Raw genomic sequence first — 12,248 nt, forward strand, 5'->3', positions numbered from 1 at the left:
CTCGTATCCATGGTGCGCGACATTGTGATGCTATTAGCATTTAACCTATTTGTCATCTTTTCTTTTTGCTTGCGATGTGACTCTGTTCCGGAGAGGAGTGCGGACGCTTCTGTTAGAATGCGGCTGTCTTTTTCTGGGAAGCAGGCGTTGTCGGACGACATCCTGGTCGATATTCAAGACCTACACTTCAACTACGACGGGCGGCCGGTGCTGCAGGGAATCAACATGAGGATTCCCCGTGGCAAGGTCGTCGCGATCATGGGCGGCTCCGGATGTGGCAAAACCACACTGCTCCGTTGCATCGGCGGGCAGCTAAGGCCAACTGGTGGCCACGTCCGCTTGGGTGAAAGCGTTGTCAGCGCGATGTCCGAAGCCGATCTCTATCGCTTGCGTCGACGCATGGGCATGCTGTTCCAGTTCGGTGCCTTGTTTACGGATCTCAGCGTGTTCGAAAACGTGGCCTTCCCTTTGCGCGAACACACGGACATTCCCGAAGAGATGATTCGTGACCTGGTGCTGATGAAGCTGGAGGCCGTCGGCTTGCGTGGTGCGCATGCACTGATGCCGGCCTCGCTGTCCGGTGGCATGGCTCGTCGCGTCGCACTGGCCCGGGCGATTGCCCTGGATCCGATGCTGATCATGTACGACGAGCCGTTTACCGGCCTGGACCCGATTGCACTGGGGGTCATCGGGCGCCTCATCCGGACGCTCAACGACGCGCTCGGGGCAACCTCGATCATGGTTACCCATGATATCCAGGAGTCGCTGCTGATCGTCGATTACATTTATTTCCTGAATGGTGGCCGGGTTGTGGCGGAGGGAACCCCGGACGAGATTCGTGCGTCCCGTGATCCTTTCGTTCATCAGTTCGTGCATGCAGAGCCCGATGGTCCCGTGCATTTTGATTATCCGGCACCGCCGGTGAGCGAGGATTTTCTGCGGGGAGGTCGTCATGCCGGGACCGCTTGAGTTGGTGCGCAGTCTGGGGCATGGAGTGGTGGACAAGATCTGGCGCCTCGGATTTGCCACCCGATTCTTCTTTGCCATTCTGGCCCACTCCGGGACCGCATTCCGTCGTTTGCCGCTGACTTTGCGCGAAATCTATTTCAGCGGGGTGCTGTCGCTGCTGATCATTCTGGTTTCGGGCTTGTTTGTCGGCTTGGTGCTTGGTCTTCAGGGCTATGAAACGCTCGCGCGTTATGGTTCAACGGAGGCGCTGGGTATTCTCGTCGCGCTGTCGCTGGTTCGTGAACTCGGTCCTGTCGTCGCCGGTCTGCTCTTCGCTTCGCGCGCCGGTTCGTCGATCACTGCAGAAATCGGCCTGATGAAGACAACCGAGCAGTTGAAGGCGATGGATATGATGGCGGTCAATCCGATTGCCCGCGTCGTGGCGCCGCGTTTCTGGGGCGGCGTCATCTCGATGCCCTTGCTGGCTGCGATGTTCTCGGCGATGGGGGTCTTTGGTGGCTGGCTGATCGGCGTCGTCTTCATTGGCGTGGACGACGGTGCTTTCTGGTCACAGATGCAGTCGAGCGTGGATTTTCGCTATGACATCCTCAATGGGATCATCAAGAGCGTCGTCTTCGGGTTCGCAGTCTCGCTCATCGCTGTTTTCGAGGGCTACGATTCGGTGCCGACGGCAGAGGGCGTGTCGCGAGCCATCACGCGCACCGTGGTGACCTCGGCAATGACAATACTTGCCCTGGATTTCATTCTCACTTCGTTCATGTTCCGAGGTAACTCATGAACCGTACCGTTCTCGACCTGTGGGTCGGCTTTTTTGTTGCACTGGGTCTGGCCGCAGTGTTGTTTTTGGCGCTCAAGGTGGGCAATCTTTCCGCAGCGCACCTGTCCGAAACCTATGTCCTGCAAGCCAAGTTTGATAACATCGGCGGCCTGAAGGTGCGTGGTCCGGTGAAGAGTGCCGGCGTGCTGGTAGGTCGGATATCTGATATCCGGTTCGATCCGGAGAGCTACCAGGCGGTGGTGACGATGAACGTCGATGGGCGCTACAAGTTCCCGCGCGACACTTTCGCTTCGATTTATACGGCAGGTTTGCTGGGCGAGCAGTACATCGGGTTTGATGTCGGCGGCGATGAAAAGATGCTGCAGCCGGGAGATACCGTGAAGATGACCCAATCGGCCGTGGTCTTGGAAAAGCTGATTAGCCAATTCCTCTTCAACAAGGCGGCTGAAGGACAGGATAGCAAATGACAGTGACGGCAGGATTCTCGATTCGGCGACTCGTTCGCCTGCTGGTGGTCGGCGGTGCGGTTGCGCTGGCCGGTCAGGCGACGGCCGGGGAAAACCCGCGTGATCCCTACGAAGGCTTCAACCGGGCAATGTTCTCGGCGAACGAGACGCTCGATAAATATGCCGCGCGTCCGGTTGCCCAGGCTTACGATGCTGCCGTGCCGCTGCCGGTCAAGGCCAGTTTCGGCAATTTCTTCGGCAATGTCGGTGAGGTCTGGGTCGGCGCCAACAATGCGATGCAGGGGAAGCCTGCCGAGGCTGGCACCGGTGTCGCCCGCCTGCTGATCAATTCCACCGTCGGTATTTTTGGCCTGTTCGATGTCGCCAGCGAAATGGGGCTCGAGCGCTATAACGAGGATTTCGGCCAGACCATGGCGGTCTGGGGCGTAGGCGATGGTCCCTATTTCTTCTTCCCGGTGATCGGTCCCCGTACAGCCCGCGATACGGCTGGGTGGGCGGTTGATACGATGGCCGACCCGGTCACCTTCGTGCGTCCGGAGTCGGTTCGCATCGGTACCGCTGTGCTGCGTTTCGTCGATATCCGAGCCGGCCTGCTGCCGGCCGACAAGGTGGTCGAGGAAGCTGCGCTCGACAAGTATGCTTATATCCGCGACGCCTACCTGCAGCGTCGCCGCAATCTGATTCACGACGGTCGGCCGCCGCGTCTCGACGACTAACGGATCAAGTTCCGATGAAAAGACTGTTCGCTTTTGTTTCCTTCTGCCTGCTTTCCTGCGCCGCCTTTGCCTCGGAGGCGCCAGATGCCCTGGTCAAGAGGGTTTCCGACGAAGTGCTCGAGATCGTCCGCGCTGACAAGGATATTCGCAATGGTGACATGCAGAAGATCGTTGCCTTGGTCGATGCCAAGGTGTTACCGCACTTCAATTTCCAGCGCATGACCTCGCTTGCGGTCGGTCGCGACTGGCGTTCGGCGACGCCGGCCCAGAAGAGCCGTCTCGCCGAAGAATTCAAGATGTTGCTGGTGCGCACCTATTCGAATGCCCTGACTGGTTACAGCAACCAGCGCATCGTCTTCAAGCCGTTCAGGATGAAGGATGGCGAGAGCGAGGTGCTGGTCCGTTCCGAGGTTGTGCAGCCCGGGGCGCAGCCGGTCCAGATCGATTACTGGCTTGAGCTCGCCGATGGCAAGTGGAAAGTCTACGATGTGGTCGTTGCCGGTATCAGCCTGGTCACCAATTACCGTGAGCAGTTCGCCCGCGAGGTCCGCGACGGCGGCATCGACGGCTTGATCGCCAGCCTAGCAACGAAGAACAAGTCCCTCGAGGCGGCAGCTGCCGCCAAGACCGCACGCAAATGATCGAAAGGGCGGCTGGCCGGCTTAGCGTGCACTCTGCGATGGTGACCGACAACGCCCGTGCCTTGTTCGAGAGCGGTTGTGCCCTGATGGTCGCCGGCGAGCAGGTGTTTGACCTGAGTGCGGTCGATGAGGCCGACTCGTCTGCCGTGGCCGTGATGCTTGGCTGGCTCCGCCATGCGCCGACAGTCGGTGCCCAAGTCCGTTTTGCCGGGATTCCCGCCGGCGTCCTCTCACTTGCCGAGCTCTACGGCACAGCCGAACTGCTGCCGCAGGCCTGATTGGCCCGATGACGCCTGCCGTATCCATTGTCGATGTCGTCAAGACATTCGGCTCGCTGAAAGCGCTGGCCGGGGTATCCCTCGACATCGCCCAGGGGGAGTTTTTCGGTCTGCTGGGGCCGAATGGGGCAGGCAAGACGACGCTGATTTCCTGTCTGGCAGGATTGTCCCGCCCGGATGCCGGGCGTGTTGCGGTGCTCGGGCATGATGTCCAGGCCGATTTCCGCGAAGCCCGGCGCCTGCTCGGTGTGGTTCCTCAGGAACTGGTCTTCGATCCCTTTTTCAGTGTTCGTGAAACGCTGCGCATCCAGTCCGGTTATTTCGGTATTCGCCGCAACGATGACTGGATCGATGAAATCCTCCATCATCTCGACCTTGCAGGGAAGGCCGAGGCCAACATGCGTGGCCTGTCCGGGGGCATGAAGCGTCGGGTGCTGGTTGCCCAGGCGCTGGTGCACAAGCCGCCGGTGATCGTCCTCGACGAACCGACGGCCGGGGTCGATGTCGAATTGCGGCAAGGCTTGTGGCAGTTCATTCGCCGTCTCAATGGCGAGGGGCATACGATCATCCTGACGACGCACTACCTGGAAGAGGCCGAGGCGCTTTGTCACCGGATCGCGTTGATGAAGCAGGGGCAAGTGGTGGCGCTCGATAGCACGGCCAACCTGATGGCGGCGCATCCCGGTGCATCGCTGGAAGAAGTGTTCATGCGGACGATGCGGCGATGATCGGTTTCTGGACGCTGTTCTACAAGGAAGTGCTGCGATTCTGGAAGGTTGCCTTCCAGACGGTTGCCGCCCCGGTGCTGACGGCGATGCTTTACCTGCTCATTTTCGGTCATGTGCTCGAGGATCATGTCCAGGTGCACGGAGTCGGCTACACCAGCTTCCTGATTCCCGGGCTGGTGATGATGCAGGTCCTGCAGAACGCTTTCGCCAATTCGTCGTCGAGCCTGATCCAGGCAAAAATCACGGGCTCGATCGTGTTCGTGCTGTTGCCGCCGCTGCCGTACAGCGCCTTTTTTGCTGCCTATGTGCTGGCGGCGTTGCTGCGCGGCCTGATGGTCGGTGTCGGCGTGCTGTTGGTGACTGTCTGGTTCGTTGATCTGCAGGTCGTGGCGCCGGGCTGGATACTCGCCTTTGCCGTGCTCAGCGGGGCCCTGTTCGGTGCGCTGGGCGTTGTCGCCGGGATCTGGGTCGAGAAATTCGACCAGTTGGCGGCCTTCCAGAACTTTCTGATCATGCCGCTGACGATGCTCTCCGGTGTCTTCTATTCGATTTACACACTGCCTGCATTCTGGCAGCGCTTGTCCCATTACAATCCCGTCTTTTACATGATCGACGGCTTCCGTTACGGCTTTTTCGGCGTTTCCGACGTGGCGCCGGCGCTCAGCCTGGCGGTCGTCGCCGCCAGCCTCGCCGCAGTCAGCGTGTTGACCCTGCTGCTGCTCAAGCGGGGCTGGAAATTGAGAAACTGAAAGCATGCACCCCGAACAGATAAAGCAACTCATCCTCGCTGGCATGGCCTGCGATTACCTCGAGCTCGATGGCGACGGCCAGCATTTCGAGGCTGTCGTGGTCAGCGCCGAATTCGCTGGCAAGAATCGCGTCCAGCGCCAGCAGCGCGTCTACGCAACGCTCAAGGACAAGCTGGCGACCGGCGAGTTGCACGCCCTCTCGTTCAAGACCCTGACCCCCGAAGAATGGAGCGCCCAGCGTGGATAAACTGTTGATCCGGGGCGGTAGCGTCCTCAAGGGCGAAGTCGCCATGTCCGGAGCCAAGAATGCGGCGCTGCCGATCCTCTGCGCCTCGCTGCTCTCCGCGGACCCGCTCGAGTTGGTGAATGTGCCGCAACTCAACGACATCTCGACGATGCTCCGCCTGCTTGGCGACATGGGGATCGGTGTCCGCCGCGCCGGCGAGGATGGCCTGACCCTCGATGGAAGCGGGCTGAACAACCCGGTCGCTTCCTACGAGATGGTCAAGACGATGCGTGCATCCATCCTCGTGCTCGGCCCGCTGGTTGCCCGCTGTGGCGAGGCCCGGGTGTCGCTGCCCGGCGGTTGCGCCATCGGCGCCCGTCCGGTGGACCAGCATATCAAGGGGTTGCAGGCGATGGGCGCCGAAGTCACCGTCGAGCAGGGCTATGTCCATGCTCGCGCAACCCGCCTCAAGGGCGCGCGCATCTGCACCGACATGGTGACCGTCACCGGTACCGAGAACCTGATGATGGCGGCCTGTCTGGCTGATGGCGAGACGATCATCGAAAATGCCGCCCGTGAACCGGAGGTCGTCGATCTGGCCAACTGCCTGATTGCCATGGGCGCCCGGATTTCCGGTGCCGGCACCGACATCATCCGCATCCAGGGTGTGGACAGGTTGCACGGTGCCCGCCATGCGATCATGCCGGACCGCATCGAAACCGGCACCTATCTCTGCGCAGCCGCCGTGACCGGTGGCGATGTCCGCCTGACGAAGACTTCCGCTGCCTACCTCGATTCGGTCGTGGACAAGCTGATGGATGCCGGTTGCGACGTCGTCGTCGAGCGCGATGCGATCCGTCTGACGGCGCCGGCCAGACTCAAGTCGGTCAGCCTGCGCACGGCGCCGTACCCGGCTTTTCCGACCGACATGCAGGCGCAGTTCATGGCCATGAACTGCGTTGCCGATGGCGTTGCGACGATCCGCGAGACGATCTTCGAGAACCGCTTCATGCACGTCAATGAGCTGATGCGCCTCGGGGCCAGCATCCAGATCGAGGGCAACAACGCGATCGTTCGCGGCGTCGGTCAGTTGCAGGGGGCGACGGTGATGGCTACCGACCTGCGCGCCTCGGCCTCGCTGATCATTGCCGGCCTGGTTGCACAGGGCGAGACGCTGATCGACCGCATCTACCATCTCGATCGCGGCTACGAGCGGATCGAGCAGAAACTGGCGGCGCTCGGCGCCAGCGTCGAGCGGGTCCGCTGATGTTGTTTCAGGCATGAATTCCGGGCTTTTTTACGGTCGACCGTAAAAAAGCCGGAAAAATGCTTTGCTTTATTCGTCGTCTGTCGCATACTGCGGCCACGGGATTTCCAGGCAGTGTGTTGTTCCTGCACCGATTTCGGTTTGTCAGCTCCTCGGTCTTGATTCTCGGTTTTTTTCAATCTTTTCCAAGGAAGCTATAAATGGCAACTGGTACCGTCAAGTGGTTCAACGACTCCAAGGGTTTTGGTTTCATCTCCCCGTCCGAAGGTGGTGAAGACCTCTTCGCTCACTTCTCCGCGATTCAAGGCAACGGTTTCAAGACCCTGGCCGAAAACCAGAAGGTGACCTTCGACGTCGTCAATGGCCCGAAGGGCAAGCAGGCTGCCAACATCCGCCCGGCCGAATAAGCCAGCGCTTGCGCCTGTATGAGAAAGCCCGGTTCGCCGGGCTTTTTTGCGTCTACGGGCGGTTGCGCCTGGCATGGGCTGCGCCCATAATTGGTGCCCCAACCCAAAAAACCAGAGGAGAGAGATTCATGCTGCGCAGAACCTTTGTCGCTGCCGCGATGACCGCCGCCCTGCTTGCTGCCGGTGTCGCCCAGGCCCAGACCTACCGTGCCGAATACCGTCTGTCCACGACCCTCGGCCCGGCCTTTGCCTGGGGCCAGGCCGGCGAGCGCTGGATCGAACTGGTCCGCGAAAAAACCCAGGGCCGCATCAACATCAAGCTGTATTCCGGCAATTCGCTGGTCGGCGGCGAACAGACCCGCGAGTTCACCGCGATCCGCCAGGGCGTCATCGACATGTCGATCGGCTCGACGATCAACTGGTCGCCGCAGATCAAGGAACTCAACCTCTTCTCGCTGCCCTTCCTGATGCCTGACTACAAGGCGATGGACGCGCTGACCCAGGGCGAGGTCGGCAAGGACCTGTTCACCATCCTCGACAAGCGCGGCGACGTCGTGCCGCTGGCCTGGGGTGAGAACGGCTTCCGCGAGATGTCGAACTCGAAGCGGGCGATCACTTCGCCAGCCGACATGAAGGGCATGAAGTTCCGCGTCGTCGGGTCGCCGCTGTACAACGAGACCTTCACCGCGCTCGGCGCCAACCCGACCCAGATGAGTTGGGCCGATGCCCAGCCGGCGCTGGCTTCCGGCGCTGTCGACGGCCAGGAAAACCCGCTCTCGGTGTTCGTTGCCGCCAAGCTGACCAACGTCGGCCAGAAGCACCTGACGCTTTGGCACTACGTCGCCGATCCGCTGATCTTCGTGGTCAACCGCCAGGTCTGGAACAGCTGGACGCCGGCCGACCGCGAGGCGGTTCGCCAGGCGGCGCTGCAGGCCGGACGCGAGAACGTCGACAAGGCACGCAAGGGCATCGCCGGCAGCGACAACGCGGTACTCAAGCAGATCGAGGCCTCCGGCGTCACCGTCACCCATCTGACGCCCGAGCAGCGCGAAGCTTTCGTCAAGGCGACGCGCCCGGTGTACGACAAGTGGGCGAAGACGATAGGCGCCGATCTGGTGAAGAAGGCCGAAGCCGCGATCGCCAAGCGCTGATTTTCCTCCCTTGCGCCACGCCGGCCCGCGTCGGCGTGGCTTTTCGTTTGTAAAGCCTCCATGTCTGACTTCGATCCGGCCGCCGACGGCGGCAAGCTGACGCTCGCGCGTCTCGAGCGTTTCCTGATGGGCGCCTCGATGGCGCTGCTCTGCGGCCTGACGATGGCCAACGTCGTCGTCCGGTACTTCACCGATTATTCGTTTGCCTTCACCGAAGAGGTTTCGGTCGCCTTGCTGGTGATCATGACCCTGGTCGGTGCCTCGCACGCCTTCAAGACCGGCCATCACATCGCCATCGACTATCTGGTCGCCCGCGGACCGCGGCTGAAGGCGGCCGCCTACCGTTTTTCGATGGCCTGCAGCCTGCTGATGTTCGGCCTGCTCGCCTGGTACGGTGCGCGGATGGCCTGGGATGACTACACCTTCGAAGTCACCTCGCCGTCGCTCGGCGTGCCGCAATGGTGGTACACGATCTGGCTGCCGCTGCTCTCGCTGCTGATCGCGCTGCGCGTCCTGGTCCTGCTGCTGCGGGGTGAGAAATGATGGACTGGCTGCTCTTCGGGCTGTTCCTGACGCTGATGCTGGCCGGCGTGCCGATCGCCGTCGCCATGGGCCTGGCCGGCGTCGCCGTCGTTGCGGTTGCCGACTTCGGCATGCTGTCGCTGCCGACCAACGTCTATACCGGTGTCGCCAAGTATCCGCTGATGGCCATCCCGGTCTTCGTCATCGCCGGGCTGATCTTCGAGCGCGCCGGCGTCGCCGCCGGCATCGTCCGCTTCGTTTCGGCCATCGTCGGCCAGCGCCGCGGCAGTCTGGCCATCGTCGCCGTCCTGGTGGCGATGATCATGGGCGGCATATCCGGTTCCGGGCCGGCCGATTCGGCGGCGGTCGGGGCGGTGATGCTGCCGTCGATGCTCAAGGCCGGCTACCCGCGCGCCTTCACCGCTTCGGTGATCGCCTCCGCCGGTTCGACCGGCATCCTGATCCCGCCGTCGATCGCGTTGATCATCTACAGCCTGCTGGTGCCGGCGGCGTCGGTGCCGGCGCTGTTCGCGGCCGGCATCATTCCCGGCATCCTGGTCGGCGTCGCGCTGATCCTGATGGCCTGGTGGTTGTCGGTGCGCAACGGCTTCGAGGCTGACGTCAGCGCGGCGCGGCCGCCGTTCTGGCAGAGCCTGCGCGAAGCGGCGTGGGGGCTGGCGGCGCCGGTGATCATCCTCGGCGGCATGCGCAGCGGCCTGTTCACGCCGACCGAAGCGGCCGTCGTCGCCGTCTTCTACGGCATCTTCGTCGGCACCGTGATCAATCGCCAGCTCGGCTGGAACGACATCTGGAAAGTCTTCGTCGAAGCCGCCGAGATTTCCTCGGTGATCATGATCATCATCGCCCTGGCCAGTGTCTTCGCCTGGGCCAGTTCGACGCTGAGCACCTTCGACCGGCTGGCGCAGACGGTGCTCGGCACCGGGCTGAGCGAAACCGGCATGCTGCTGATGATCCAGGGGCTGCTGCTGGTCGCCGGCATGTTCCTCGACGCCATCTCGATCTACTTCATCTTCCTGCCGCTGCTGGTGCCGATCGCCATGCACTTCCAGTGGGATCTGGTGTGGTTCGGCGTGATCATCACGATGAACCTGGCGCTCGGTCAGTTCACGCCGCCGATGGGCGTCAACCTGATGGTCACCTGCCGGATGGCCGGCATCGGCATGGACAGCACGCTACGCTGGGTGCTGTGGATGGTGCTGGCGATGGGATCGACGGTGCTGCTCGTCACCTTCGTGCCGGAACTGGCACTGTGGCTGCCGCGTCACCTCGGTTACCTGTAGGCGCGCTTTATCGCCCCGATTGCGCGCGTCGCGGCCGGGGCGGCGGGCGCTTGCGGTAAAATGCGCTCTTTGTCTTCAGGCTGAATCCCCGTGACGACCATCACCATCGCCCTCTCGAAGGGCCGCATCTTCGACGAAACCCTGCCGCTGCTGGCGGCGGCGGGTATCGTCCCGGCCGAGAATCCGGAGACCTCCCGGAAGCTGATCATCGAGACCAACCAGCCGAACGTGCGCGTCGTCATCGTTCGCGCCACCGATGTGCCGACCTACGTCCAGTACGGCGCGGCCGACATCGGTGTCGCCGGCAAGGACGTGCTGATCGAGCACGGCGGCGACGGCCTCTATGCGCCGCTCGACCTGAACATCGCCAAGTGCCGGATGATGGTCGCCGTGCCCGAAGGTTTCGACTACGCCAATGCGGTGCGCCAGGGCGCCCGGCTCAAGGTCGCCTCGAAATACATCAAGACGGCGCGCGAGCACTTCGCCGCCAAGGGCGTGCACGTCGACCTGATCAAGCTCTACGGCTCGATGGAACTGGCGCCGCTGGCCGGTCTGGCCGATGCCATCGTCGATCTGGTGTCGACCGGCGGCACGCTCAAGGCCAACAAGCTGGTCGCCGTCGAGCACATCCTCGACATTTCCTCGCGCCTGGTGGTCAACCAGGCGGCGCTCAAGGTCAAGCGCGACATCCTGCAGCCGATCATCGACGCCTTCGCGCAGGCGGTGGAGAAGTAAATGACGATAGCCATCCAGCGTTTGTCCACGGTCGACACCGATTTTTCGGCAAAATTGAAGACGCTGCTCGCCTTCGAGGCAGCCGCCGACGACAACATCGAACGCACCGTCGCCGCCATCCTGGCCGACGTCAAGACGCGCGGCGATGCCGCCGTGGTCGACTACAGCAACCGCTTCGACCGCCTTTCCGCTGCCTCGATGGCCGATCTCGAACTGTCGCGCGACGAACTGGAAAAGGCGCTCGCCGGACTGCCCGCCGAGCGCCGCGCCGCGCTCGAAGCGGCAGCCGGCCGCGTGCGCGCCTACCACGAGATGCAGCGGCTCGACGGCTGGTCCTACACCGAGGCCGACGGCACCCTGCTCGGCCAGATGATCACCCCGCTCGACCGCGTCGGCCTCTACGTGCCGGGCGGCAAGGCGGCGTATCCGTCGTCGGTGTTGATGAACGCGATCCCGGCCAAGGTGGCCGGTGTCAAGGAACTGATCATGGTCGTGCCGACTCCGGGTGGCGAGCACAACCAGCTGGTGCTGGCGGCCGCCTGCCTGGCCGGCGTCGACCGCGTGTTCACCATCGGCGGCGCGCAGGCGGTCGGCGCGCTGGCCTATGGCACCGAGAGCGTACCGCAGGTGGACAAGATCGTCGGCCCGGGCAATGCCTACGTGGCGACGGCCAAGCGCCGGGTGTTCGGCATCGTCGGCATCGACATGGTCGCCGGCCCGTCGGAAATCCTGGTCGTCTCGGACGGTACCGGCAACCCCGACTGGGTGGCGATGGACCTGTTCTCTCAGGCCGAGCACGACGAACTGGCGCAATCGATCCTGATCTGTACCGACGCCGCCTTCATCGAGCGCGTCCAGGCGAGCATCGAGAAGCTGCTGCCGACGATGCCGCGTCAGGAAGTGATCCGTACCTCGCTGAGCAACCGCGGCGCTTTCATCCTGGTGCGCGACATGGACGAGGCGATTGCCATCGCCAACCGCGTCGCGCCGGAACACCTCGAACTGGCGCTCGACAACCCGGACCCATGGGTGGAAAAGATCCACCACGCCGGCGCCATCTTCATCGGCCACTACACCTCGGAATCGCTCGGCGATTACTGTGCCGGGCCGAACCACGTGCTGCCGACCTCCGGCTCGGCGCGTTTCTCGTCGCCGCTCGGGGTTTACGACTTCCAGAAGCGGACCAGCCTGATCAAGGTATCGCCGGCCGGCGCGCAGACGCTGGGCCGCATCGCGTCCACGCTGGCGCACGGCGAGGGCCTGCCGGCGCATGCCAAGTCGGCCGAGTTCCGGCTGGCCGACTGATTTTTCGG

The 12,248-nt window shown here is 62.8% G+C and carries 15 protein-coding genes and 1 pseudogene; all 16 read left to right on the forward strand.

The window, feature by feature from the left end:
• Positions 1-117: 117 nt before the first annotated feature.
• The 16 genes and pseudogenes from DFR40_RS14140 to hisD all read left to right on the forward strand — a co-directional run bounded on the left by DFR40_RS14140 (position 118) and on the right by hisD (position 12,240).
• The gene (locus tag DFR40_RS14140; protein ID WP_121459287.1) at positions 118-969 is read left to right on the forward strand and encodes an ABC transporter ATP-binding protein; all 852 of its coding nucleotides are present in this window, start codon (positions 118-120) and stop codon (positions 967-969) included.
• Complete coding sequence (mlaE, locus tag DFR40_RS14145) at positions 953-1,747, forward strand: lipid asymmetry maintenance ABC transporter permease subunit MlaE (protein WP_121459148.1); 795 nt, start codon at positions 953-955, stop codon at positions 1,745-1,747. The genes DFR40_RS14140 and mlaE overlap by 17 nt, the downstream gene beginning before the upstream one ends.
• Positions 1,744-2,214, forward strand: a complete 471-nt coding sequence (gene mlaD / locus DFR40_RS14150; RefSeq protein WP_121459149.1) for an outer membrane lipid asymmetry maintenance protein MlaD — start codon at positions 1,744-1,746, stop codon at positions 2,212-2,214. Before mlaE ends, mlaD begins: the two co-directional genes overlap by 4 nt.
• The gene (locus DFR40_RS14155) at positions 2,211-2,930 is read left to right on the forward strand and encodes an MlaA family lipoprotein (RefSeq protein WP_121459150.1); all 720 of its coding nucleotides are present in this window, start codon (positions 2,211-2,213) and stop codon (positions 2,928-2,930) included. Before mlaD ends, DFR40_RS14155 begins: the two co-directional genes overlap by 4 nt.
• 14 nt (positions 2,931-2,944) lie before the next feature.
• Positions 2,945-3,571, forward strand: a complete 627-nt coding sequence (locus DFR40_RS14160) for an MlaC/ttg2D family ABC transporter substrate-binding protein (RefSeq protein ID WP_121459151.1) — start codon at positions 2,945-2,947, stop codon at positions 3,569-3,571.
• Complete coding sequence (locus tag DFR40_RS14165; protein ID WP_121459152.1) at positions 3,568-3,849, forward strand: STAS domain-containing protein; 282 nt, start codon at positions 3,568-3,570, stop codon at positions 3,847-3,849. The genes DFR40_RS14160 and DFR40_RS14165 overlap by 4 nt, the downstream gene beginning before the upstream one ends.
• An 8-nt stretch (positions 3,850-3,857) precedes the next feature.
• Positions 3,858-4,544, forward strand: a pseudogene (locus DFR40_RS14170) (ABC transporter ATP-binding protein); the annotation flags it as partial.
• 29 nt (positions 4,545-4,573) lie between these two features.
• Positions 4,574-5,326 carry an ABC transporter permease gene (locus DFR40_RS14175; protein WP_121459154.1) on the forward strand — a complete coding sequence of 251 codons (753 nt, stop codon included), beginning with the start codon at positions 4,574-4,576 and terminating at the stop codon, positions 5,324-5,326.
• A gap of 4 nt (positions 5,327-5,330) precedes the next feature.
• The gene (locus DFR40_RS14180) at positions 5,331-5,573 is read left to right on the forward strand and encodes a BolA family protein (RefSeq protein ID WP_121459155.1); all 243 of its coding nucleotides are present in this window, start codon (positions 5,331-5,333) and stop codon (positions 5,571-5,573) included.
• Positions 5,566-6,819 carry a UDP-N-acetylglucosamine 1-carboxyvinyltransferase gene (gene murA / locus DFR40_RS14185; RefSeq protein ID WP_121459156.1) on the forward strand — a complete coding sequence of 418 codons (1,254 nt, stop codon included), beginning with the start codon at positions 5,566-5,568 and terminating at the stop codon, positions 6,817-6,819. The genes DFR40_RS14180 and murA overlap by 8 nt, the downstream gene beginning before the upstream one ends.
• A gap of 200 nt (positions 6,820-7,019) precedes the next feature.
• Positions 7,020-7,226 (forward strand): cold-shock protein, encoded by a 207-nt coding sequence (locus tag DFR40_RS14190; protein WP_028994432.1) that lies wholly within the window; start codon positions 7,020-7,022, stop codon positions 7,224-7,226.
• Between the two features lie 128 nt (positions 7,227-7,354).
• Positions 7,355-8,377, forward strand: coding sequence for a DctP family TRAP transporter solute-binding subunit (locus DFR40_RS14195; protein WP_121459157.1), 1,023 nt, complete (start codon positions 7,355-7,357; stop codon positions 8,375-8,377).
• Positions 8,378-8,437: 60 nt separating this feature from the next.
• Positions 8,438-8,920, forward strand: coding sequence for a TRAP transporter small permease (locus DFR40_RS14200; RefSeq protein WP_121459158.1), 483 nt, complete (start codon positions 8,438-8,440; stop codon positions 8,918-8,920).
• On the forward strand, positions 8,917-10,200 hold the full coding sequence (locus DFR40_RS14205; protein WP_170160236.1) for a TRAP transporter large permease: 1,284 nt from the start codon (positions 8,917-8,919) through the stop codon (positions 10,198-10,200). Before DFR40_RS14200 ends, DFR40_RS14205 begins: the two co-directional genes overlap by 4 nt.
• Positions 10,201-10,290: 90 nt before the next feature.
• Positions 10,291-10,935, forward strand: coding sequence for an ATP phosphoribosyltransferase (hisG, locus tag DFR40_RS14210; RefSeq protein ID WP_121459160.1), 645 nt, complete (start codon positions 10,291-10,293; stop codon positions 10,933-10,935).
• Entirely contained in the window at positions 10,936-12,240 is a 1,305-nt protein-coding gene (gene hisD / locus DFR40_RS14215) for a histidinol dehydrogenase (protein WP_211329810.1), read from the forward strand.
• Positions 12,241-12,248: the final 8 nt, after the last annotated feature.

This window comes from Azonexus fungiphilus (genome assembly GCF_003634965.1).
GTDB lineage: Bacteria > Pseudomonadota > Gammaproteobacteria > Burkholderiales > Rhodocyclaceae > Azonexus > Azonexus fungiphilus.